We start from the raw sequence: 20,805 nt of genomic DNA on the forward strand, positions 1-20,805 counted from the left end.
GCCGGTTCGCCGCCGCTCACCGCACAGCCCCAAGGCGCGCCGTGCACCGCCGTTCCTGCCCGACGGAGCCTTGGTAGGGTGCCGGTTAGCAGAAGCGGGAACACTCTCAAGGAGGAGACATGGCCGGAATACCGGACCAGCGGAACAACGGATCCCGGGCGGAGGGCGGGCTGGCGACGGACCCGGACCTTCCCCCGCCCGCCGTGGACCAGGCAACGCTCGAAGCCGAAGACCGGAAATGGACGCCCGGAAAGATCGCGCTCTGGGCGGCGATCGCCCTGCTGGGCGGTGTCGCCTGGTTCATGCTGGCGGTGGTCCGCGGGGAAACCGTCAACGCCATCTGGTTCGTGTTCGCCTCCGTCTGCACCTACCTGATCGGCTACCGCTTCTACTCCAAGGTGATCGAACGCTACATCACCAAGCCTGACGACCGCCGCGCCACCCCTGCCGAGTACAAGGCCGACGGCAAGGACTACGTCCGGACCGACCGCAACGTGCTCTTCGGCCACCACTTCGCCGCCATCGCAGGCGCCGGGCCGCTGGTGGGCCCGGTCATCGCGGCCCAGATGGGCTACCTGCCCGGCACCATCTGGATCATCGTCGGCGTCGTCTTCGCCGGCGCGGTCCAGGACTACCTGGTGATGTTCTTCTCCATGCGCCGCGGCGGCCGGTCCCTTGGCCAGATGGCCCGCGAGGAACTCGGCGTCATCGGCGGCACCGCCGCCCTCATTGCCACCCTGCTCATCATGGTGATCATCGTGGCCATCCTGGCACTCGTCGTCGTCAATGCCCTGGGCGAAAGCCCGTGGGGCGTCTTCTCCGTGGGCATGACCATCCCCATCGCCCTGTTCATGGGCGTGTACCTGCGCTACCTCCGGCCCGGCAAGGTCATGGAGGTCTCCATCATCGGCTTCGTCCTGCTGATGGCCGCCATCATCGGCGGCGGCATGGTCGCGCACACCGAATGGGGCGCCGCCGTGTTCCACCTGGACAAGGTGACCATCGCCTGGAGCCTCATCATTTACGGCTTCATCGCCGCGATCCTGCCGGTCTGGCTGCTGCTGGCGCCACGCGACTACCTCTCCACGTTCATGAAGATCGGCGTGATCGTGATGCTCGCGCTGGCCATCGTGGTGGTCCGCCCGGAAATCACCGTCCCTGCCTTCAGCGAGTTCGCCGGCCGCGAGAACGGGCCGGTCTTCTCCGGAGCGCTGTTCCCCTTCCTGTTCGTCACCATCGCCTGCGGTGCGTTGTCCGGTTTCCATGCACTGATCTCCTCCGGCACCACCCCCAAACTGGTCGAAAAGGAACGGCAAACCCGGTACATCGGTTACGGCGGAATGCTGATGGAATCCTTCGTGGCCATCATGGCGCTCGTGGCAGCCATCTCGATCGACCGCGGCCTCTACTTCGCCATGAATGCACCCGCGGCACTAACCGGCGGCACCGTGGAAACCGCAGCGGCCTGGGTCAACAGCCTGGGCCTGAGCGGGGTGAACATCACCCCCGGGCTGCTGAGCGAAACCGCCGCCAACGTGGGCGAACAAAGCATCGTCTCCCGCACCGGCGGTGCACCCACCCTGGCCGTGGGGCTGGCGCACATCATGCACCAGTTCGTGGGCGGGACGGCCATGATGGCCTTCTGGTACCACTTCGCCATCATGTTCGAGGCGCTCTTCATCCTCACCGCCGTGGATGCCGGCACCCGCGTGGCCCGGTTCATGCTGCAGGACTCAGTCGGCAACTTCGTCCCCAAATTCAAGGAGGCTTCGTGGCGGCCGGGTGCCTGGCTCTGCACCGCCGTCATGGTCGCCGCGTGGGGTGCCGTGCTGCTGATGGGCGTTACCGATCCGCTCGGCGGCATCAACACGTTGTTCCCGCTGTTCGGCATCGCCAACCAGCTCCTGGCGGCCATTGCGCTGGCTGTCTGCCTGGCCATCGTCGCCAAACGCGGCACCTTCAAGTACCTCTGGATCGTTGCCCTGCCGTTGGCCTTCGCCGCGGTGGTCACCATTACGGCCAGCTACCAGAAGATCTTCTCGCCCGTTCCGGCCGTGGGGTACTTCGCGAACAACGCCGCCTTCAGCAAGGCACTGGCAGATGGCAAGACCGAGTTCGGCACCGCCAAGACGGTGGCCGCCATGGAAGCTGTGGTCCGCAACACGGCCATCCAGGGCTGGCTGTCAGTGATCTTCGTGGTGCTGAGCATCATCGTGATCGCCACGGCGGTGCTCGCCACGGTCAAGGCGTTCCGTGACCGTGCGTCCGGGGCTGCCACCACGGACAACGAAGACCCTGCGGTTCCCTCGCGTGTGTTCGCCCCCGCCGGATTGGTACCGACAGCGGCCGAGCGCGCGCTGGGTGCGGAGTGGGACAAGGTGCCCGCCGACGCCCGTCTTGAACGGGGCGGACACTGATGAGCGCCGGAATCACGGCGGTTACGAATGGCTTCCGCGGGTTTGCGCGGTACCTGGGTGGTGTCATGGGTGCGGATGCCTACGCCAAGTACCTGGAGCACCACAAGGCCTCCGGGCACCAGGAACCACCCCTGGGTGAGCGGGAATTCTGGCGGGACCGCACGGACCGCCAGGACCGCAACCCGCAGGGCCGGTGCTGCTGATTGAGCCCGCAGCGGACAAGGCCCCGGAGGCGTTCATGGAGTGTCCCGGGGCCCGATGGCGCATGAGAGTATGAACGCATGAGCGATCCCAATGACACTCAGGCAGCTGAGGACCTCCCGGTAGAAGGCACCCCCGTCGAGGACGACCCGTCGCCGTTCCAGGCTCCGCGGGCAACGGACGGAAGGCCGCAGCGCAGCAGCCTGCACGACCTCGTTGACGAGCCGGCCAAGGTGATGCGGATCGGCACCATGATCAGGCAGCTGCTGGAAGAGGTAAAGTCCGCACCCCTGGACGACGCCGCGAGGGGCCGGCTGGCAGCCATCCACAAGCGTTCCATCAAGGAACTCGAGGACGGCCTCGCCCCCGAACTGGTGGCTGAACTGGACAGGATCAACCTGCCGTTCTCCGACAATGCCACCCCGTCGGATGCTGAACTCCGGATCGCCCAGGCCCAGCTGGTGGGCTGGCTGGAGGGCCTGTTCCATGGCATCCAGACGGCCATCGCGGCACAGAACGCTGCCCGGGAACACGCTGCGGCACAGCTGCAGCTTCGCCAGCTGCCGCCGGGCACCATGATTGCGCCCGGCGTCGTCATCGGTGAAAACGGGGAGCCCCAGCGGGCGCCGGCCGGGGCACGGCCGCCGGCGCAGGGCACGCCCAACCAGCGTGAAGACCCGGACCACGGTCCCGGGCAGTACTTGTAGGCTGCGCTTGGGCTTTTTCAGCGCCGCCAGGCAGGGGCGCAAAGATGATGCCGAACTTGGCAAGGGGTTGTGGCGCCGCGCGCACGACCGCTTCCACCGGGGTTTGGACCGCTTCCACCAGGTGCTCGAAGGGGTGGAGGATGACCAGCTGTACGGCGAACTGGTAGAGATTGCCAACGAGCTCGCGGCCCTGCTGCAGCGGGTCAGGGCAGTGTGCATGGAGGCCCAGCGCCGTTCGCCCAGTGATGGCCTGGACATCCCGGCTGAACTGGCGGATGTGCACCGCGCCTTGTCCAAGGCGGGCAACTCGCTGGCCACCACCGCGGAGGCTGCAGCCATGCTTCGGCTGGCTGTGGGGCCGGTGCCGGTTGGGGCGGCGTCCGTCCGGCGCCGGGCTGAGGCGGTCCACGAGCAGGTTGACGACGCCGAACGCCGGCTCCGCGGTTAGTAGTCCCGCCCTGGGCACGAAATTATTCCCGGTCAGACGAACGAATATTGCCGTTACGCGTCTGGCTGACAGGGCGGGAAAAAGGGCCGTGTGGGCCTGCGGCTTTGGCAGGATGAACCTATGACTCTTTCACCTACCTTGACTTTCAACGACGGAAACACGATCCCCCAGCTCGGCTACGGTGTGTGGCAGGTTGAGGACGATGTGGCTGAAAAGGTTGTCCGCCAGGCCTTCGAAGCCGGCTTCCGCCACATCGATACGGCAAAGATCTACGGCAACGAGGCAGGCGTGGGCCGCGCCATCGCCAGCTCCGGCCTCTCGCCCGAGCAGATCTTCATTACCACCAAGCTGTGGAACGCGGACCAGGGATACGAGTCGACCCTCGCCGCCTTCGAGGAGTCCATGGACCGCCTTGGCCTGGACACCCTGGACCTGTACCTCATCCACTGGATGCAGCCCAAGCAGGACAAGTACGTCGATACCTGGAAAGCGCTGATCGAACTGCAAAAGCGCGGCCGGGTCAAGTCCATCGGTGTCTCCAACTTCACGGCCGAAGGCCTGCAGCGCCTTATCGACGAAACCGGAGTGGTTCCGGCCATTCACCAGATCGAGCTTCACCCGTACTTCAGCCAGCGTGAGCTGAGGGCGTTTGGTGCCGACAAGGGCATCCTGACCCAGGCGTGGTCCCCGCTGGGCCAGGGCGGCGAGCTGCTGGAGGACCCTGCCGTGGCGTCCATCGCGGCCAAGCACCAGGCCACCCCGGCGCAGGTTGTCATCGCCTGGCACCTCGCGATCGGCAATGTGGTCATCCCCAAGTCGGTGACCGAGTCCCGCATCAAGGAGAACTTCGCAGCCCTTGAGGTCTCCCTGGACGCCGACGACGTCGAGGCAATCAACGCACTGGACCGGACTGACCGCGGCGAGGGCCGCATCGGACCGGATCCCGCCGTTTCCGACTTCCAGTAAGCCCGCGGGTTCCACAGACCCGCGACGGCGGCCCACGGCCACACCCGGCCGGTGGACTCCCGCCACTCCAACGTCAGCCCATGCTGCCGGCAACCGCCAGGCCGCATGGGCTGACGCCTTTAACGCGGCCGGCGGTCCGGTCCCGGGATCACTGCATTGCGTGTTCCCGCTGCCGGACGGTCAGGCAGCGATTCTGACGTGCTCCACGGTGACGGCATCCACCACGGCCCAGCTGTCCTCGCCCGTGCAGTGCCTGCTGGCAAAACGCTCGGCTTCCACCAGGGAGTCGAAGACCTCGGCGCGGGCACGGCCGCAATCAGCGTCGAAGTAGGTGACGTGAAATTCCTGTACGGCTTGGTTCTCCATGAATCCAGTGTGCAACCGGGGTCTGACATTCTTTGGAATCCGGCCCGCGTGTTGCCATCCGGCCCGGAAACCGGGGGAGCGTCCAGGCCTGGGCGCCGGCGGCCATCACGGCTTTTGGGACGCTGCAGCTGCTGGTTCAAGGTCGGCCAGGGTCAGCAGGTGTGCAGGATCCACCGGGAGCGGGAGAGTGGAGGTTACCGCCAGCGACGGGCCCACATGGAGCAGCTCTCCGGGCCCCATGGCCCGCCAGCGCGGATTGTGGTCCATCGGTTCGGTGGCCAAGACGACGTGCGGAGACACTGACAGATCGGTGCTTCGGGAATGGATCCGCCGGCTTCGGGCATCCAGCGGTGCAGCCGGGGCCGGTTCGGCGGCCGGATTCCGCTCCAGGACGTACAACTCGTGGCTGGCCGGGTACCGGAGCGCCCAGAGGTCGGTGGCAGTGGTGAGGATGAGGTTCAGGCTGTAGACGGGCAACTCCGCCGAGATCCACTCGACGGCCCGGAGGATGCTTTGTCCGATGTCGCCGCCTGACGTGCGGGCATGCGCCGTGATGAGGGCGAACAGCCGCTCACTGTCCGTTTGGCCCCGCACCAGGTCCGCAACGCCGAGTCTGGCGAGGTGGCGGTCAAGGCGGTCGAGGCCGGTGAAGGCGCCGTTGTGGGCGAAGAGCCGCCCATCCTGCACGAACGGGTGCGTGTTGGCCACGGTGCGTGCACCGGTGCTCGCGTACCTGACATGGGCCAGGAACGTGGTGCTCCGCAGCTCCCGGGCTTCGCGGGCAAACGCATGGTCTTCCCAGGCTGCCAGTGGCCGTTTGCTCAGCCTGGCCCGGCCATCCGCGTCGAAGGTCCCGATGCCCGCACCATCGGGCTCCCGCCGGCTTTGTTCAGTGAGGCTGTCCGGGGCGTCCAGCAGCCAAAATGTCGCCCGGACGGTCCGCGGACCGGCATGCAGCCCGAACAATCGGCACATGGCTCGTGCTCCCGGTTGCTAGTGGTGGAAGGCGGGCGTCTGCCCCTCCGAGGGCATGGGCGAAGTCAGTGCGTCCAGGTAGGCGACTTCTTTCTTGAGGTCGTCCAGGAAGCTGGCGGCGAGGTCGCGGGTGAAGCCGTTGCGGACCACGATTCGTTGCACGGTGGTGTCGCTGAGTCCCTCGGGCAGCGGGTAGGCCGGGACAAGCCATCCGTTCATCCTGAGCCGCTCGGACAGGTGGTGGAGGTTCCAGTTCTTGGTGTGGCCTTCGGCGAGTTGCCAGGCGAAGACCGGGATGTCGGAGCCGTCACTCCACAGGGTGAAAGCTTCCATGGCGCCGATCTCCCGGGAGAGGTAGAGCGCGACGTCGCGGGAGGTCGCCTGCACGGACTTGTAGCCGGCGAAGCCAAGCCGAAGGAACAGGTAGTACTGCAGAAGCACCTGGGCGCCGGGCCGGGAAAAGTTCAAGGCGAAGGTGGGCATGTCCCCGCCCAAGTAGCTGACATGGAAGATGAGGTCCTCGGGCAGCGCTTCCTCGTCCCGCCACACGATCCAGCCGAGGCCCGGATACACCAGCCCGTATTTGTGGCCGGAGGTGTTGATGGAGGCTACGCGGGGGAGCCGGAAATCCCAGTCAAGCTCCGGCTGCAGGAAGGGCGCGATCATGGCCCCGGATGCACCGTCGACATGGATGGGGATGTCCAGGCCGCGGTTTGCCTGGATGGCGTCCAGGGCCGCGGAGATTCCCGCCACGGACTCGTAGGCCCCGGTGTACGTGACGCCCATGATGGCCACCACCCCAATGGTGTTCTCGTCCACGTACCGCTCCAGGTCATGGCCGTCCAGCTTGGGGTGTTCCGCTGACACGGGAACGAAGCGCGCTTCCACTTCCCAGTAGTTGCAGAACTTTTCCCAGCACACCTGGACGGCTGAACTGAGCACGATGTTGGGTTTGTCCGTCGGCTGTCCGGCTGCGCGCCGACGATGCTGCCACCGGCGCTTCAGGGCCAGGCCGCCGAGCATGCACGCCTCGGAGGAACCGATGGTGGAGGTACCCACGGTCTTCGCCGGATCCGGCGCGTTCCACAGGTCCGCAAGCATCCGCCAGCACCGGGTCTCGATGAGCGCCGTCTGCGGGTACTCGTCCTTGTCGATCATGTTCTTGTCGAAGGTTTCCGCGTAGAGCTGTGAGGCCTCGCGTTCCATCCACGTCCCCACGAACGTTGCCAGGTTCAGCCGCGAGTTGCCGTCCAGCATCGCCTCGTCGTGGACCACCTGGTAGGCGGTGGAGGGCAGGGATTCGCCCTCGGGCATCGTGAAACGGGGGAAGAGGGTGGATTCACCCGCCCGGCTGAACAATGGGTTCAGCTCAACGCTTGTTTCGGGCTCATGCTTCGGTGTCCGGTGTGACCTTGTCATTGCAGGGTTCCTTCGAGCTCGTGAACGCCGGGCTGTGCGGCTGGTGTCCACGTTACAAAGGAACGCCCGCCGCGGCTGTCCCCGCGGGCGCATGTCGCCCAAGCGGTGCGAACCAGACCATTCCGCAGGCGGGGCCGTGATCCACCCTTGATGACCGGCAACTGCTCTGGGTGCCTCCTGGTCAGTTGCTGCCCAGGCGCAGCACGCGTTCATGCGCCAGCATGGCGGCACGGCGCGCCTTGTCGGCGGCTCGGGCCGCCTGCTTGGCTTCGGCGTCCGTGCCGGACAGTTTCCTGCGGACCATCTCCAGCCGTTCCTCGGCGGCCTTAAGCCTCTCCCGGAGCAGGGCGGTCTCCTGGCGCAGTTCCGCGATCTCGGTTCGTGCCTCCTCGGCCTCCGCCTGCAGGTCCCCTGAACGCCGGGCGGCTTCTTCCTCGGCGGCCCTGGCCTGGGCATGGGCAGCCTTGGCCCGTTCCAGCGCCGGGGGCGACGCCGGCCGGGGAGTTTGGCGCACGGCCTCAAGGCGGGGTTTGGCGGGCTTGGGCTGGGAGGTGCGTTGCGGCGTCGTCCGCGTCTTTGCTGCCGTTGTGTCCGGTGCAGCCGGGGACGGCGATGGCCTGGGGGAAGACGGCACTGCGGGGAGTGTTCCGGGCAGCGCAACCGCTCCGGCCAGGTCCACCTGGTTGACGCCATCGGCGGTCAGGACCTTCAGCAGGCGGCCGCTCGCAACGGCCGCGGCTGCTCCTTCGTCTGCGGTCAGCGCCCGCAGGGTCTCCTCCACGTCCGCGGCCATGGGGCCGCTGATGGGGCGCCCCTGCTCCGCAGCGACGGTCCGTGCGGTGTCGACGGCGGCAGCCAGCAGGGTGCGGCGCTCGCGTGCCAGCGCACGGAGGGCGCCGGCATCCAGCGATTCCTGCGCTGAGCGCATCCTTTCCCCAAGGACGGCCAGGTCAGCCAGGACGCCAGGCCGTTGCCGGGCCAGCATATTAACCGCCCACGCGGCCACGGACGGTTTCGCCAGCGCCCGGACCGCCGTAGCCAACTCTTTGTCCTGCCCCGCCGCCTCCTTGGCCGCGGCAGCCCGGGCCGCAATGAAACCGTCGAGGTCCCCGGCATAGAGCCTGTCCGCAATGTCCGCCAGGGGTTCGTCTTCCATGCCGCCATCTTAGGTGCCGGCTCCTGAAGGTCCTGGGCGCTCCCGGGCTGGTCGGCCGGCCGCGTCCTTCCGGAGGCCCGTGCCCGGAGTCCCTGTTACTCGTAGGCGGGGAGGGGTATGTTGCTCGAATGGACGATTCATACCAGGTGATTGTGGTTGGCGGCGGTTTCGCCGGAAAATCGGCAGCCGAGGAGTTGGGCCGCAAGGGTATCCGGGTGCTGCTGCTGGATACGAACAACTACCAGCAGTTCCAGCCGCTGCTCTACCAGGTCGCCGCGTCCCAGATCGGCGTCTCAGCGGTCACCCGGCCACTCCGCTCCGAATTCCGGCGCATCAACAGCGTGCGGGTCCTCACTGCGGAGGTGACAGCCATCGATGCTGCCAACCGCACGGTGACAACCCGTGATGGATCCAGCTACCGGGCCCGTGCGCTGGTGGTCGCCACCGGCGCGGTACCTAATTACTTCAACACGCCGGGCGCTGACGAACACGCCTACCCGCTGTACTCGGTGGCAGACGCCACCCGCCTCAGCGTGGCCATCACGGCAGTGCTGGACGAGGCTGACCGGGAGCCGGCCGTCGGGGCCGACGTGATCGTGGTGGGCGGCGGCCCCACGGGTGTGGAGACCGCGGGGGCACTGGCCGAGAACGTCAAATACGTCGTGCCAAAGTATTTTTCTCCGGGGCTGGCCGCAAGCTGCCATGTGCATTTGGTGGATATGGTTCCCAACGTCCTGGCTGCCTTCTCGGAGAAATCCCAGGCTTACGCGCGGGACCGACTGACCAAGCTCGGCGTTCAGTTGCACATGGGCCAGGCCGTGGGCGAGGTGAGGCCTGACGGTGTGACGCTCAAGGACGGGACGGTTATTCCTGCCAGGATCGTGGTGTGGGCCGGTGGACTCCAGGCGGGCCGGATCATCGCGGAGTCCGGGCTGCCGCAGGGCCGGGGCGGGCGCGTGGATGTCCAACCGGACCTGACGGTTTCCGGCTTCGAAGGCGTCTACGTGTTGGGTGACTCCGCCAACATCACCGATGCCGCCGGCGATAGATTGCCACAGCTCGGCTCGGTGGCCCAGCAATCGGGCAAATGGGCTGCGCGCAACATCCATGCCGACCTGACCGGCGGCACGCGGGAGCCGTTCCGCTACTGGGATAAGGGATACATGGCCATGGTGGGCCGGGGCGCCGCGGTGGCGGAGCTGGGGCGCCGGCGGCTGCAACTGCAGGGGCCGCTGGCATTCGTGTCCTGGCTCGCGGTGCACCTCGCCCTGCTGCCCGGATTCCAGCAGAAAATCCGGGCCCTGTTCTCGTGGGCGAATGGTTACCTCACGCACAGCCCGGCGCAGGTGGTGGTGGGACGGCCGGACTAGGCGCTCGCCGCCGTCGTTATGCCGTGGCGTAACCCAAGACGCGGCCCGCGGTGGTCCAGCCGGACTCCTGGAAGCCGGCGGCTGCATCCGGTTCAACCACCATATGCAGGTGCGCGGCGCCATGCAGGAACGCTTCTTCAGCCATGGCCGCGAACAGGGCCCGCGTGAAGACTTCTTTGTCCGGGCCCTCCGGGACTTCGAGGATGGTGACGGCCGCAGCTTCGTCCCGCACCTGGACGCGGCCCCTGGCCACCGGGTGGTCAAAGACAGTGATTTCGACGGCGTCGTAGCTGTCCATGGGTGCCAGGGCCACCTGGGAATTCTCGGGCAGGTCGACGCCGGTGTCCAGCTGGGCTGTCGGGGCGTGCAGCAGAATCCGCTCGGCGGCGGGGGCGAATCCAGGCGGGGCGGGCGCTTGCGCTGCGGCTGCGGCGACGATCAGGGTCAGCCGCGCCCCGGGCCTGGCCGACGCCGTGCCGGCAAGCTCTTCCCAGTCCGGGCCGGGCCAGCTTGCCACGTACTCCGCCGGTTCGTCCGGGGTACCGGGGGCAGCGTCCAGGATGAAGCCGGCGCCGGCCGGCTCGGCGGACCGGCCCTGCAGGTCGGCCCAGGCCGGGACCCAGCCGAGTGATGGGGCTTCGTGCTGTTCCGGCATTCGGGGTTCCTAACGTCAGCGTGCAACCGTTGCCCGCGCGGTCCTGCCGGACCGGTGGATGCGGGCGTCCCTGCCAACGTAACGGATGAGCCGTGGGGCCGCCAGCGTCCGAAGCAGCGGTGGTCAGGGCAGGTGGGTGAAGGACATGCCTGCCGCCAGCAGTTTGTCGATGGCGTGGGCCACGCCCTCAGCCGTTCCGCCGTTCGGGTGGTTGCCGTGGCAGATCACCACGTCCCCCGGCCTGGCCTTGCCGATTTCCTTGGCGACGACGGCGGCAGGGTAGGTGGCGCCGCCGTCGCCGTTGATGCTGAAGCCTGCAGGCCTGACACCCAGGGCATGGAGGATGTCTGCGGCGACGTCGTCCATGTAGGCGGTGCCGGGGCGGAAGTAGCGGGGACGGGCGCCGGTGATCCCGGCCAGCGACAGGTCGTTGGGCATGACCTCGTCATAGACTTCTCCGGCGTTCTTTGTCCCGGGGATCCCGTAGGCGTTGTTTCCAGTGGTGGACAGCGGCTTGTGCGATGTTCCGTGGTTGGCCAGTTCGAACAGCGGGTCGGCTGCCAACTGCCGTGCCGTTGAGGGGTTGGCGGTGATCCACCGCGAGTTCAGGAAGAGCGTGGCAGGGATGTGCCGCTGGCGGAGGGTGTCCAGCAGCGCCTGGTCATAGCCGCTGCCGCCCGGTCCGCCGCAAAAGTCAAAGGTCAGCGAGATGCCCTGTGAAGCGGGTGGAAGCCTTGTCAGGACGCCGGGCGCTTCCAGTCCCCAGTAGTGGGCCTGGTGCTTTCCGTACGCGGCGACAATGTCGGCCCGGGACGGCACGGACGGCATTGAGGCGGGGAGGGGCGAGGAATCGTCCGGGTTTACGTCGACAATCCGGGCGGGCGCGTGTGAGGGAACGCTTGACGGTTCCGTGACCGTTTCTGCAGCGTCAGCCGCCCGCCGCCGGTCGGGCTGGAGATCCGGTACGGCAGCTGACAGCGTGAGCACCGCGGCCAGCAGTACGGTCCTGCGGCCGGGACCTTTGCCGTCCTGGCTCATGTGGCGTGCGCCTTGTGGTTCCACGGTCAGTTACCCCGCAGGGACTTCAAGCCGTCCCATGACTGATCCCCGTTGACCCTGAACCGGGGAGCGCTGGACGTGGCGGGGCAAGGCAGCGCCGGTTGTGCGACGGCGCACGGAACTGCAGCCGGAACGAAGGGGGTCATGACGGGATGATACCGCGCCAGCCTTGGCATACCGTGAAAACGGAACTGCGGCGGTGCGCCTGCGCGCCAATGTGGCCGGTAACCGGCAAAGCCCGGGGAGGGAAACCGAGCCTCACTGGCCCAACAGCCGCTTCAACCAGCTCTTTTTCGCGGGCAGGGGAACGGGCGGATCAGTCGAAAGGATGCCGCTGTCGTCGGGTTCCTCTTCAAACCTTCCAGCGACTGCAAGGTCGATATGGATACCCGTCAGGTTTCCTGCGCCATCCTTGGTTTGTAGGAGCCAGTAGTGTCCGTCACCCCAGCCGGAGTGCGACAGCACGACGTTCTCGCCGTTTGGCGCCAACGGCATGACAATGTTGGCCGTTCCGGCGGGATAGGGTCTTTCCGCGTCCATGAGACTGAACCAGGAGTTGGCGTCATTCGAGTCGAACAGCCCCTCGTACCAGGTTGATGGGTCGGGCATGCAGCGCAGCATGGCATCTGCATCCACGAATGCTACTGTCCCGGCGTCCACAGGCACCGTGAAGAAGTATCCGGGAGGAGGAGGGCCATCCGGGCCCGGGGCCGCTTCGACGGTTACTGGATCTGTCTCCGAGATAACGAGCGAGAGATAGGCCTCGCGCAGGTGCGAACCGTCCTGTTCTGGTGAAACGTCAGCAACCGTGACGCGCACCGGATAGTCTCCGGGAACGAGGGCAATTTTTTGCGGGTACATGAGGTTTGCAAAGGGATCGCAGGCGCCCAGTATCCCCGATGGCAGTCGCAGCAGACCCAAGTCATAAACGGTCAGCATGCCCTGCTGGCCGGTACTCAGAGGAGCCATCCCCCGCTGAAGTGCGTAGAAGTCGGTTACGTCCACCCGGCAATTCTCCCCGGTAATTGTCGGTAGCGCAGTACGACGCGCAGGGAAGCGTCCGCGTTCGCCGGGGCCGTCTACGTTGAATCCAGCGGCCAGTACCGATAGAAAGACACTGTGAAGCAGAGTATTTTCGCCCGCGTCGCGCAGCTCGCGAAGGCCAACCTGAATGCCCTCCTGGACTCCGCCGAAGACCCGCAGAAGATGCTGGACCAGATGGTTCGGGACTACTCGGAGAACATCCGTGAGGCCGAGGCAGCTGTTGCCCAGACCATCGGCAATCTCAGGATGGCCGAGGACGACTACGCCCGCGCCGTCGACGACGCCGGCACGTGGGGCCGCAAGGCGGCCGCCGCGTCGCGCAAAGCGGACGAATTCCGGGCCGCCGGGAACGGTGTGGACGCTGACAAGTTCGACGCCCTTGCCAGGCTCGCCCTGCAGCGGCAGATGTCCGCCGAGGCGACAGCCCAGGCGCAGGCTCCTGCGCTGGCAGCGCAAAACGAGGTCGTTGACAAGCTCAAACAGGGCCTGGACCAGATGCGCGGCAAGCTCAGTGAGCTGACGGCCAAGCGCAACCAGCTCGTCAACCGGGCAAGGGTGGCCGCCGCGCAGTCGCAGGTCCACGACGCCCTCAAAGCCTTGGACACGGGGGACCCAACTTCGGCGATCGGCCGCTACGAGGAGAGGATCCGCCGGCAGGAAGCTACGGTCCGCGGCCAGCAGGAGCTCGCTGCATCATCCTTGGATGCACAGTTCGCCTCCCTCGAAGACCTCGGGGAGCAGACCGAAGTGGAAGCCCGGCTCGCGGCGCTCAAGTCCATGGATCGGAAAGCGATCGACAACTAGGGCACCGATAGGGTGGGCGCATGAGCCGGGTTATCCGGTTCTCGCTTTCAGGACGAGCCTTTCCGCGGTTCGTTTCCTTGACGACGCGTCCGTAATGGACCATTCGCGGAGCATTTACGCCCAGATTGGAGATCCTCGGTCGCTTCAGCGATCAGCATAGTGTCAGGACCATGCGTGAACTCTTGATGGTGACCTTCGGCTTGTTCTTCGTTGCCGGAGGCATAGGAACCTTCCTGTGGATGCGCACGCTTGAGCGCAGGACAAGCCACCTCGGTTGGAAGGATCCACGCCAGGCGTTTGATAAGCGTCGCCTGCTGCAGTTTGCCTTGTGTATGGCGGCAGCCACGGGCATTTACTTGCTTGCGATGTATGTGCCCGAGTTGTTTCCGGGTACCGCAGAAATCAACGGGTTCGGGCTGGTACTTCTTCTCGTCTCTGTAATTTGGTTTATGTTCCGCGGGGACATAGCGCAATATCAGTACCAGACCGTCATGACGATGCTCAACCGCCCCCGACCCGAGCAGGATGAAGCGCAGCGGCAGATCAAAGCTATGGAATCCCTTGGCACCGGGTTTAGTATTTTGCTCTTCTCCACGGGAATGCTGTTGCTCACCTTAAGCCTGGTGTTCTCCTGACACTGGCCTTCCAGCTGTCGGATGAGGATCCTTCCCTCGAGCACTATGTCTCCGCGGATGCCTATCGGCTGGCTCAGAGGGACAGGATAGCGACGCCGGGTCGTTCGTAGTTACGACTTTTCGCTGGTTCTCTGTTGCACAGAGAAGAGAGGGGGAGAAATGCCATCATGGCTCACGCCAGCAGTCAGTTCGATACTGACGGGGGGCACGTTCGATGTCGGAATCAACTCTGGCTGCAGCGCCGACTCCCCGGACAGGAGTGGCCGCTCGCCCCGGGTCCTTGACGGCTTCGACGATTCCTTCCGAGGCACGTTTTTCCCTGCGCCTAAGCGAGAGCCAGACATGGTTCTCGCTCATGGCTTCACCCGTGCGCTCCTTGTGGGCTAAAGGTGTGCCCTGCCCGTGCGGCACAGTCACCCGTTAACCAGCGAAAAACCCCGGAAACCCCTGAATCCAGGGGCTGTCCGGGGTTTATCCCGAGCTTCCTATCAGAATCGAACTGATGACCTTTTCATTACGAGTGAAACGCTCTACCGACTGAGCTAAGGAAGCACCGCACAAAATCCCGGACTGAACCGGGCCCTTCATGCAAGAGTCAACTGTAATAGAGTCTCTGCGCCGCGGTCAAAATGGAGCAGGTGCAGGCCGCTGAGGCGTTCAGCACACGGTGTTGTCGGCCGGAACTTTGCCCCCGACCAGGTAGTTGTCCACCGAATCTTCGAGGCAACTGTTGGCCCGGCCGTAGGCTGTGTGCCCCTCGCCCTTCCACGTCAGCAGCGAGGCGTTCCCCAGCTGTTTGCGCAGGGAGGCAGCCCAATCAACCGGGGTGGCGGGGTCGCCCGTGGTTCCGATGACCACGATCGGGGAGTTCCCCGAGTATTCGACCGCCTGCGGCGTCCGGACGTTCTTGTACGGCCAGTCAGCGCAGCTGGTCCCGCCGTAGGCGAAGAAGTAGCCAAAGGTGGGGGAGTCTTGTTCCAGGCGCTTCTCCTCCGCCCGCATGCCGGCGGTGTCCGAGACCATGGGGTAGTCAAGGCAGTTGATCGCGTTGAACGCGAACGTGGAATTGGAGGTGTACGAGCCGTCGGTCGCACGGTCGGCGCTGATGTCGGCGAGGCGCAGCACCAGGCTCACATCCCCGTTCATGGCGGCCTCCAGCGCCTGGGTGAGGGCAGGCCAGCTCTGGTCGTTGTAGAGCGGGGTGATCAGGCCGCTGACGAACGTCGTCGCATTGACCAGGCGGCCGTCCTTGGCGGTGCGGGGTGTCTGTTGGACGGCGTCGATGAGGTCCCGGATCTGTTGCACGCCGGAGTCTACGTCGCCGGTCAGCGGGCACTTGCCCTGCCGCTGGCAGCTGGCGACGTAGGTGTGGATGGCCTTCTCGAACGCGCGGGCCTGGCCGCTGGTCAGGTCCTCATTGCTGATGGACGGGTCGAGGGCGCCGTCAAGGACCATCCGGCCCACGTTGTCCGGAAACAATGAAGCGTAGGTGGAGCCCAAGAAGGTCCCGTACGAGTATCCGAGATAATTCAGTTTGGTGTCATTGACCACCGCACGCAGCACGTCCAGGTCCTTGGCGGCGCTAACGGTGTCGATATGCGCCAGGACCGGGCCGGTTTGCGCCGCGCACTGGGCAGCGATTGCCTTGTTGTCCGCCAGTGCCGCCGCCAGCCCGGTGTCGGTTTCGAGGGCGTAGGTCTTGGCGCGTGCCGCGTCACGCTCCGCGTCGGTCATGCAGGTCACGGGAGCGGAACGCTTGACGCCGCGGGGATCGAAGCCCACGAGGTCGTACGCATTGCGGACGGCCGCCGAGAAGTGTGTCGCAGCGGCGTCCTTCACGAAGTCATAGCCGGAAGCGCCCGGGCCGCCCGGATTGACCAGCAGGCTGCCCGTTTTCTTGCCGCTGCTGGGGGCCCGCAGGGCAGCGATTTGGATGGTGTCGCCGGCCGGGTTGGCGTAGTCCATCGGGACGGTCACCTTGGCGCACTGGAATTCGCCTTCGCAGGGCTGCCAGACGACTTCCTGCGAGTAAAACTTCTCCAGCCCGGCGGGCGCGGACGCCACGATCGAGGGGTCGGCCTTGGCGGTGGCCGCCTCCGGCGGGTTCTTGTCCCCGCCGTTGAGGAGGCTGCACGAGGCAAGGACCATGACCAGGGCCATGGCGCCCGCGGCGCGGACGGCGGCCAGCAAGGACCTGTGGCGTGCGGGCAGGGGGCGGGCAGTCATCGGGTCTCCTTGGAGGGCTGGATCAGGCTGGCCGCCATGGACTCGAGGGTCAGCAGCGGGGCGACGTTTGTGGTGGTGATGCGTTCGCGGGCTTTGTTGATGGCATCCATCCGGGCAAGCGTGCCTTCCGGAGTGCTGCGGGCGGCGAACTCCTCCAGCTCACTCCTGAGCTCAACGTTGACCAGCTCCACCGCGTTCCCCAGCTGGATGATCAACACGTCCCGGTAGAAGGACAGGAGGTCCGTGAGGGTCCGGTCCAAGGAGTCCGTGATGGAGCGCTTGGCCCGCCGCTTCTGGTCGTCCTCAAGCTGTTTCACCTGGCTGCGCATCGCCGGGGGGAGCGTGCCGGACTCGGGCGCGCCAAGTGTTGCCAGGAGGGCTGCTTTTTCCGCGGCGTCGCGCTCCTCGTTGGAGCTGGTGGCCTCTGCGGTTGCGATCTTCACCAGCTTGTCCGCCATCATCACCGCGGCTGTGACGCCACGGAGCCCGAGCGGGAACCGCACCGTCTCCAGGCGGCGTTCCCGGGCGGCGGGGTCCCGGGCCAGCCGGCGGGCGATCCCCACGTGGCTTTGCGCTGCCCGCGCCGCGCGTTCGGCGAGCTCAGGATCAACGCCGTCCCGCCGTACCAGCAGGGCTGCAACTTCCGCGGCAGGCGGCAGCCGCAAGGCAACACTGCGGCAGCGGGACCGAATGGTCACCAGGACGTCGGCCGGGGACGGTGCGCAGAGCATCCATACGGTGCGCGGGGTGGGTTCCTCGATGGCCTTCAGCAGCACGTTGGTGGTCCGCTCAGCCATCCGGTCGGCATCCTCCACCACGATGATCCGCCAACGCCCCGCGGACGGCCGGTTCCCCGCTGTTGCCACGAGTTCGCGGGCCTCATCAATGGTGATGGTGACCTTTTCCGTGCGGACGAAGGTGACGTCCGAGTGGGTTTCCCCGAGGATGGTGCGGCAGGCCTGGCACTGGCCGCAGCCCCGCAGGCCCACGTCTTCCTGGGCGCAGTTCAGCGCGGCAGCGAAGGCCTTGGCTGCGTTGGAGCGACCGGAGCCCGGCGGCCCGGTAAACAGCCAGGCGTGCGTCAGGCCTTCGCCGCTTGCCGCCTGGCGCAGTTGTTCGACGACGGCGGTTTGGCCCTGGAGGTCATCCCACACCGTCACGAGCCGCCACCGTCCGTCCCCTGCCGGGAAGGCAACCCATTGGAAGTAACCGGGCCGGCCAGCAGTGCGTCGACCCGGTCGCGGATTTGCGCCGCGAGTTCGTCCGCCGGCAGTTCCGCGGGCAGGACCAGGTAGGACCCGGGGCGGCCGGCGGCGAGGTCGAGGAAAGCCTTCCGAATCCTGGTGTGGAAGTCATCAGCCTCGGACTCCAGACGGTCCTCGGCCGCCTGGCCGGCCGTGCGGCGGCTGCGGCCAAGCAGCGGGTCGACGTCCAGGAGGACTGTGAGGTGGGGCTGCAGGCCCGAGGTGGCCCAGTCGTTGAGGGACTTGACGGCGTCCTGGCCGAGGTCGCGGCCCGCCCCCTGGTAGGCCACTGACGAGTCAATGTAGCGGTCGGTCAGCACGATTTCGCCGCGGCCGAGTGCCGGCCGGATGACCTGGGCGGCGTGGGCTGCCCGGGACGCCGCAAAAATCAGGGCCTCGGTATGGGCATCGATCTCGCCGTTGCCATGGTCCAGGACCAGCGAACGCAGCTTTTCGCCGACGGGGGTGCCGCCGGGTTCACGGGTGCGGCGCACGGTGTACCCCCGTGATTCCAGTTCAGCCGCAAGCCGGGCCGCCTGCGTCGACTTGCCGGCGCCATCGCCACCTTCGAATGCGATGAACACGCCCGCCATTTGTTTGCTCACCTCCCAAGCCTACCGAGCCGGACCGACATTTCATGACCTGCCGCCGCACCCTGTGTGGACGGCCGGTGAACGCAAGGCGTCCATACGGCGGCACCCCTTTCAGGCGGATCCTGGCCGGACAGTACGCTGTTGAACATGAGTCTTTCCGAGCACCAGGCCGCGTCCCTTTCCCCCGAGACCGTCGTGGTCGCGGCCGGACGTCCGCCCCGGGAAAGGGACCAGCCGGTCAACCCTCCCATCACCTTGTCCTCCACCTACTTCGGCACCGGTCCGCTGGGCGACGGGGACCGGGGTTATGGCCGGTATTCGAACCCCACGTGGGATCCCTTCGAAGAGGCGCTGGGCCAGCTGGAAGGCTCCGCGCTGCCGGGCCTGCTGTACGCATCAGGGCTGGCGGCCGTCAGCTCGGCGTTGTCCCTGATCCCGGCCGGGGGAGTGCTGGTGATGCCGGACCACAGCTATTCGGGCTCGCTGGTCATGGCCTCCGAACTTGCCCAGAAGGGCTTCATAGAGCTCCGCACCGTGGACATCGCTGATACCGATGCTGTCAAAGCTGCCCTGGCGCCCACCGGTCCCGGGGCCCGGGCCGCGGCTATGCTCTGGCTGGAAAGTCCCACCAACCCGATGTTGGGGATCGCTGACATGGCGGCCGTCGCCGAGGCCGCCCACGCCGCAGGAGCCATCGTCGTCACGGACAACACCTTTTCCACCCCTTTGGTGCAGCAGCCCCTCCGGCTCGGGTCCGACGTCGTGCTCCACTCGGTGACCAAATACCTCGCCGGGCACTCCGACGTCGTCCTTGGGGCGCTGGTCACCTCCAACCCGGACATCCGGTCCGCCTTGCTGCACCACCGCATCATCCACGGCGCCATCGCCGGACCTTTCGAAGCATGGCTGGCGCTGCGCGGACTGCGGACCCTTGCACTGCGGGTGGAGCGGTCCCAAAGCTCCGCGATGCTGCTGGCTGAGCGCCTCGCGGCCCACCCCGCCATTGAATCCGTCCGCTTCCCGGGCCTCCCGTCGGACCCCGGCCATGAGCGGGCCCAGGCCCAGATGAAGGGCTTCGGCTCCATCATCTGCGTGCAGGTGGCGCCGGCCGCCGGCCTGGGCGGTGCCGACGCTGCGGACAAGGTGGTGGAGGCCCTCGCATTATGGCTCCCCGCCACGTCACTGGGCGGCGTCGAGTCCCTGATCGAACGCCGTCGCAGGCACGCAGCAGAACCTGCCAGCGTGCCGGACAACCTGGTTCGCCTCAGCGTGGGGGTCGAGAACGTGGAGGATCTCTGGGCGGACCTGAAGCAGGCGCTGGACACGCTGGGCGGCTAGGCTGGGTTCGTGGACGGTGAACTGATTATTCGGCCTGTAGAACAGGCAGTGTTCTTTATCCTTGGCCTGGTGGCCCTGGGACTGGAATTGTGGGCGCTGGTGGACTGTGCCCGGCACCGCGCCAACGCGTTCGAGGCGACTGGCAAGCGGACCAAGGCCTTCTGGCTCGCGCTGACCGGCGGCGCCACACTGGTGGGCGTGATTTCGCTGTTCGGCGCCGGCGGCGGCATCGTCAGCACCCTTGGCCTGTTTGGGCTCGCCGCGGTCGTGGCCGCCTCCGTCTACCTCGCCGATGTCCGCCCCGCCGTGAAGGACGCCGGCCGCGGCGGCAGCCGCAACACGGGGCCCTACGGCCCCTGGTAGCCAGGTTCCACGGCGTCCCAGCCCACGGTTAGTTCGCCCAGCCGCCATCTGGCCGGGCCGTCCTGGACCGGCCACCCGGCGTCGCGCAGGCTCCGGCACATGCCCACCCAGCGCTGCCTGTTCCCGAACGAGGCAAGGGGGGCGCATTCCAGCCAGGCCCGGTCCAGCGCCAGCAGGAAGTCGTGGACCCGTTCACCGGGAATATTGCGGTGAATGAGGGCCTTCGGCAGGCGCTCGGCCACCTCCGAGGGCAGGTCGAAGCTGCCGAAGCGGACCGAAATGCTCAAGGACAGCGGCCGCTCACGGTCAAGCGCAACCCACGTCACCCGGCGCCCCACTTCGTCGCACGTGCCGTCGATAAACAGGCCGCCCGGTGCCAACCGGTCCTGAACCAGGCGCCAGATGCCCGGCACATCCGCTTCCTCGTACTGGCGCAGCACGTTGAAGGCCCGGACCAGGACCGGACGGCCGGGAACGGGAAGCTCGAAGCCGCCCACATGGAAGGTCAAGCCCGGACGCTGGAGCGGGATCGCCGCCTGCACGCGCCCGGGCTCGATTTCGATGCCGGACACGCGGACGTCCGCCCGCACTGTGGCAAGGCGCTCAAAGAGTTCGACGGCGGTGGCCGGGGTGGCGCCGTAGCCCAGGTCAACCACGAGGGGGTCGGCCGCGGACCGCAGCCGCCACGCCTGCGGTCCCGTCAGCCAGCGGTCCACCCGCCGCATCCGGTTGGGGTTGGTGGTTCCCCGGGTGACGTTGCCTACCGGCCGGCCCTGCCGGCCGGCAGATGTCCTGCCGGAAAGTTGTGGGGTATTCACC

Annotated in this window: 21 protein-coding genes and 1 tRNA gene; 10 read left to right on the plus strand and 12 right to left on the minus strand. The window is 66.7% G+C overall.

Annotated elements, in window-relative coordinates; translation table 11 throughout:
• Positions 1-119 precede the first annotated feature (119 nt).
• From DFO47_RS19535 to DFO47_RS19555, 5 genes are all read left to right on the plus strand, one after another.
• Positions 120-2,417: a carbon starvation CstA family protein gene (locus DFO47_RS19535; RefSeq protein WP_133832700.1), complete on the plus strand. Its 2,298-nt coding sequence runs from the start codon at positions 120-122 to the stop codon at positions 2,415-2,417.
• Positions 2,417-2,620, plus strand: a complete 204-nt coding sequence (locus DFO47_RS19540) for a YbdD/YjiX family protein (protein WP_018762371.1) — start codon at positions 2,417-2,419, stop codon at positions 2,618-2,620. Before DFO47_RS19535 ends, DFO47_RS19540 begins: the two co-directional genes overlap by 1 nt.
• 78 nt (positions 2,621-2,698) lie before the next feature.
• Positions 2,699-3,325: a bacterial proteasome activator family protein gene (locus DFO47_RS19545; protein ID WP_133832701.1), complete on the plus strand. Its 627-nt coding sequence runs from the start codon at positions 2,699-2,701 to the stop codon at positions 3,323-3,325.
• 7 nt (positions 3,326-3,332) lie between these two features.
• Positions 3,333-3,773 (plus strand): hypothetical protein, encoded by a 441-nt coding sequence (locus DFO47_RS19550; RefSeq protein WP_133832702.1) that lies wholly within the window; start codon positions 3,333-3,335, stop codon positions 3,771-3,773.
• A gap of 120 nt (positions 3,774-3,893) precedes the next feature.
• Complete coding sequence (locus DFO47_RS19555; protein ID WP_109044733.1) at positions 3,894-4,739, plus strand: aldo/keto reductase; 846 nt, start codon at positions 3,894-3,896, stop codon at positions 4,737-4,739.
• 180 nt (positions 4,740-4,919) lie between these two features.
• Here DFO47_RS19555 and DFO47_RS19560 read toward each other — a convergent pair whose 3' ends face one another.
• The 4 genes from DFO47_RS19560 to DFO47_RS19575 form a co-directional block, all read right to left on the minus strand.
• A complete protein-coding gene (locus DFO47_RS19560; protein WP_133832703.1) occupies positions 4,920-5,105 on the minus strand; it encodes a hypothetical protein in 186 nt (61 codons plus the stop codon).
• A gap of 105 nt (positions 5,106-5,210) precedes the next feature.
• The gene (locus DFO47_RS19565) at positions 5,211-6,080 is read right to left on the minus strand and encodes a class II glutamine amidotransferase (protein WP_133832704.1); all 870 of its coding nucleotides are present in this window, start codon (positions 6,078-6,080) and stop codon (positions 5,211-5,213) included.
• Positions 6,081-6,098: 18 nt separating this feature from the next.
• Positions 6,099-7,499 (minus strand): glutamate decarboxylase, encoded by a 1,401-nt coding sequence (locus tag DFO47_RS19570; RefSeq protein ID WP_109044731.1) that lies wholly within the window; start codon positions 7,497-7,499, stop codon positions 6,099-6,101.
• Between the two features lie 181 nt (positions 7,500-7,680).
• Entirely contained in the window at positions 7,681-8,655 is a 975-nt protein-coding gene (locus DFO47_RS19575) for a hypothetical protein (protein WP_133832705.1), read from the minus strand.
• A gap of 128 nt (positions 8,656-8,783) precedes the next feature.
• On the opposite strand from DFO47_RS19575, the gene DFO47_RS19580 reads away from it, so the two are divergent.
• Positions 8,784-10,025, plus strand: coding sequence for an NAD(P)/FAD-dependent oxidoreductase (locus DFO47_RS19580; RefSeq protein WP_133832706.1), 1,242 nt, complete (start codon positions 8,784-8,786; stop codon positions 10,023-10,025).
• Between the two features lie 16 nt (positions 10,026-10,041).
• Here DFO47_RS19580 and DFO47_RS19585 read toward each other — a convergent pair whose 3' ends face one another.
• From DFO47_RS19585 to DFO47_RS19595, 3 genes are all read right to left on the minus strand, one after another.
• The gene (locus tag DFO47_RS19585) at positions 10,042-10,680 is read right to left on the minus strand and encodes a hypothetical protein (protein WP_133832707.1); all 639 of its coding nucleotides are present in this window, start codon (positions 10,678-10,680) and stop codon (positions 10,042-10,044) included.
• 123 nt (positions 10,681-10,803) lie between these two features.
• Positions 10,804-11,718, minus strand: a complete 915-nt coding sequence (locus DFO47_RS19590) for a polysaccharide deacetylase family protein (RefSeq protein WP_109044727.1) — start codon at positions 11,716-11,718, stop codon at positions 10,804-10,806.
• Between the two features lie 279 nt (positions 11,719-11,997).
• On the minus strand, positions 11,998-12,744 hold the full coding sequence (locus DFO47_RS19595) for a DUF4241 domain-containing protein (protein WP_133832708.1): 747 nt from the start codon (positions 12,742-12,744) through the stop codon (positions 11,998-12,000).
• A 114-nt stretch (positions 12,745-12,858) separates the two neighbouring features.
• Here DFO47_RS19595 and DFO47_RS19600 point away from each other — a divergent pair, with 114 nt between their 5' ends.
• The gene (locus DFO47_RS19600; protein ID WP_133832709.1) at positions 12,859-13,587 is read left to right on the plus strand and encodes a PspA/IM30 family protein; all 729 of its coding nucleotides are present in this window, start codon (positions 12,859-12,861) and stop codon (positions 13,585-13,587) included.
• Positions 13,588-13,757: 170 nt separating this feature from the next.
• Positions 13,758-14,222, plus strand: coding sequence for a hypothetical protein (locus DFO47_RS19605; protein ID WP_133832710.1), 465 nt, complete (start codon positions 13,758-13,760; stop codon positions 14,220-14,222).
• A gap of 479 nt (positions 14,223-14,701) precedes the next feature.
• Here DFO47_RS19605 and DFO47_RS19610 read toward each other — a convergent pair.
• The 4 genes from DFO47_RS19610 to tmk form a co-directional block, all read right to left on the minus strand.
• Positions 14,702-14,774, minus strand: a tRNA-Thr gene (locus tag DFO47_RS19610).
• 105 nt (positions 14,775-14,879) lie between these two features.
• The gene (locus tag DFO47_RS19615) at positions 14,880-16,448 is read right to left on the minus strand and encodes an alpha/beta hydrolase (protein ID WP_133832711.1); all 1,569 of its coding nucleotides are present in this window, start codon (positions 16,446-16,448) and stop codon (positions 14,880-14,882) included.
• Positions 16,445-17,608, minus strand: a complete 1,164-nt coding sequence (locus DFO47_RS19620; protein WP_133832712.1) for a DNA polymerase III subunit delta' — start codon at positions 17,606-17,608, stop codon at positions 16,445-16,447. The genes DFO47_RS19615 and DFO47_RS19620 overlap by 4 nt, the downstream gene beginning before the upstream one ends.
• A complete protein-coding gene (gene tmk, locus DFO47_RS19625) occupies positions 17,605-18,297 on the minus strand; it encodes a dTMP kinase (RefSeq protein WP_133832713.1) in 693 nt (230 codons plus the stop codon). Before tmk ends, DFO47_RS19620 begins: the two co-directional genes overlap by 4 nt.
• 135 nt (positions 18,298-18,432) lie before the next feature.
• Between tmk and DFO47_RS19630 the strand changes: the two genes are divergently transcribed.
• Positions 18,433-19,623, plus strand: coding sequence for a PLP-dependent transferase (locus DFO47_RS19630; protein ID WP_018762319.1), 1,191 nt, complete (start codon positions 18,433-18,435; stop codon positions 19,621-19,623).
• Between the two features lie 9 nt (positions 19,624-19,632).
• Positions 19,633-19,986 (plus strand): DUF2516 family protein, encoded by a 354-nt coding sequence (locus DFO47_RS19635; protein WP_018762318.1) that lies wholly within the window; start codon positions 19,633-19,635, stop codon positions 19,984-19,986.
• On the opposite strand, the gene DFO47_RS19640 is transcribed toward DFO47_RS19635, so the two are convergent.
• Complete coding sequence (locus tag DFO47_RS19640) at positions 19,971-20,804, minus strand: class I SAM-dependent methyltransferase (RefSeq protein ID WP_243835558.1); 834 nt, start codon at positions 20,802-20,804, stop codon at positions 19,971-19,973. The genes DFO47_RS19635 and DFO47_RS19640 overlap by 16 nt on opposite strands.
• Position 20,805 lies beyond the last annotated feature (1 nt).

The sequence above is a fragment of the Arthrobacter sp. AG258 genome (assembly GCF_004364695.1).
Lineage (GTDB): Bacteria > Actinomycetota > Actinomycetes > Actinomycetales > Micrococcaceae > Arthrobacter.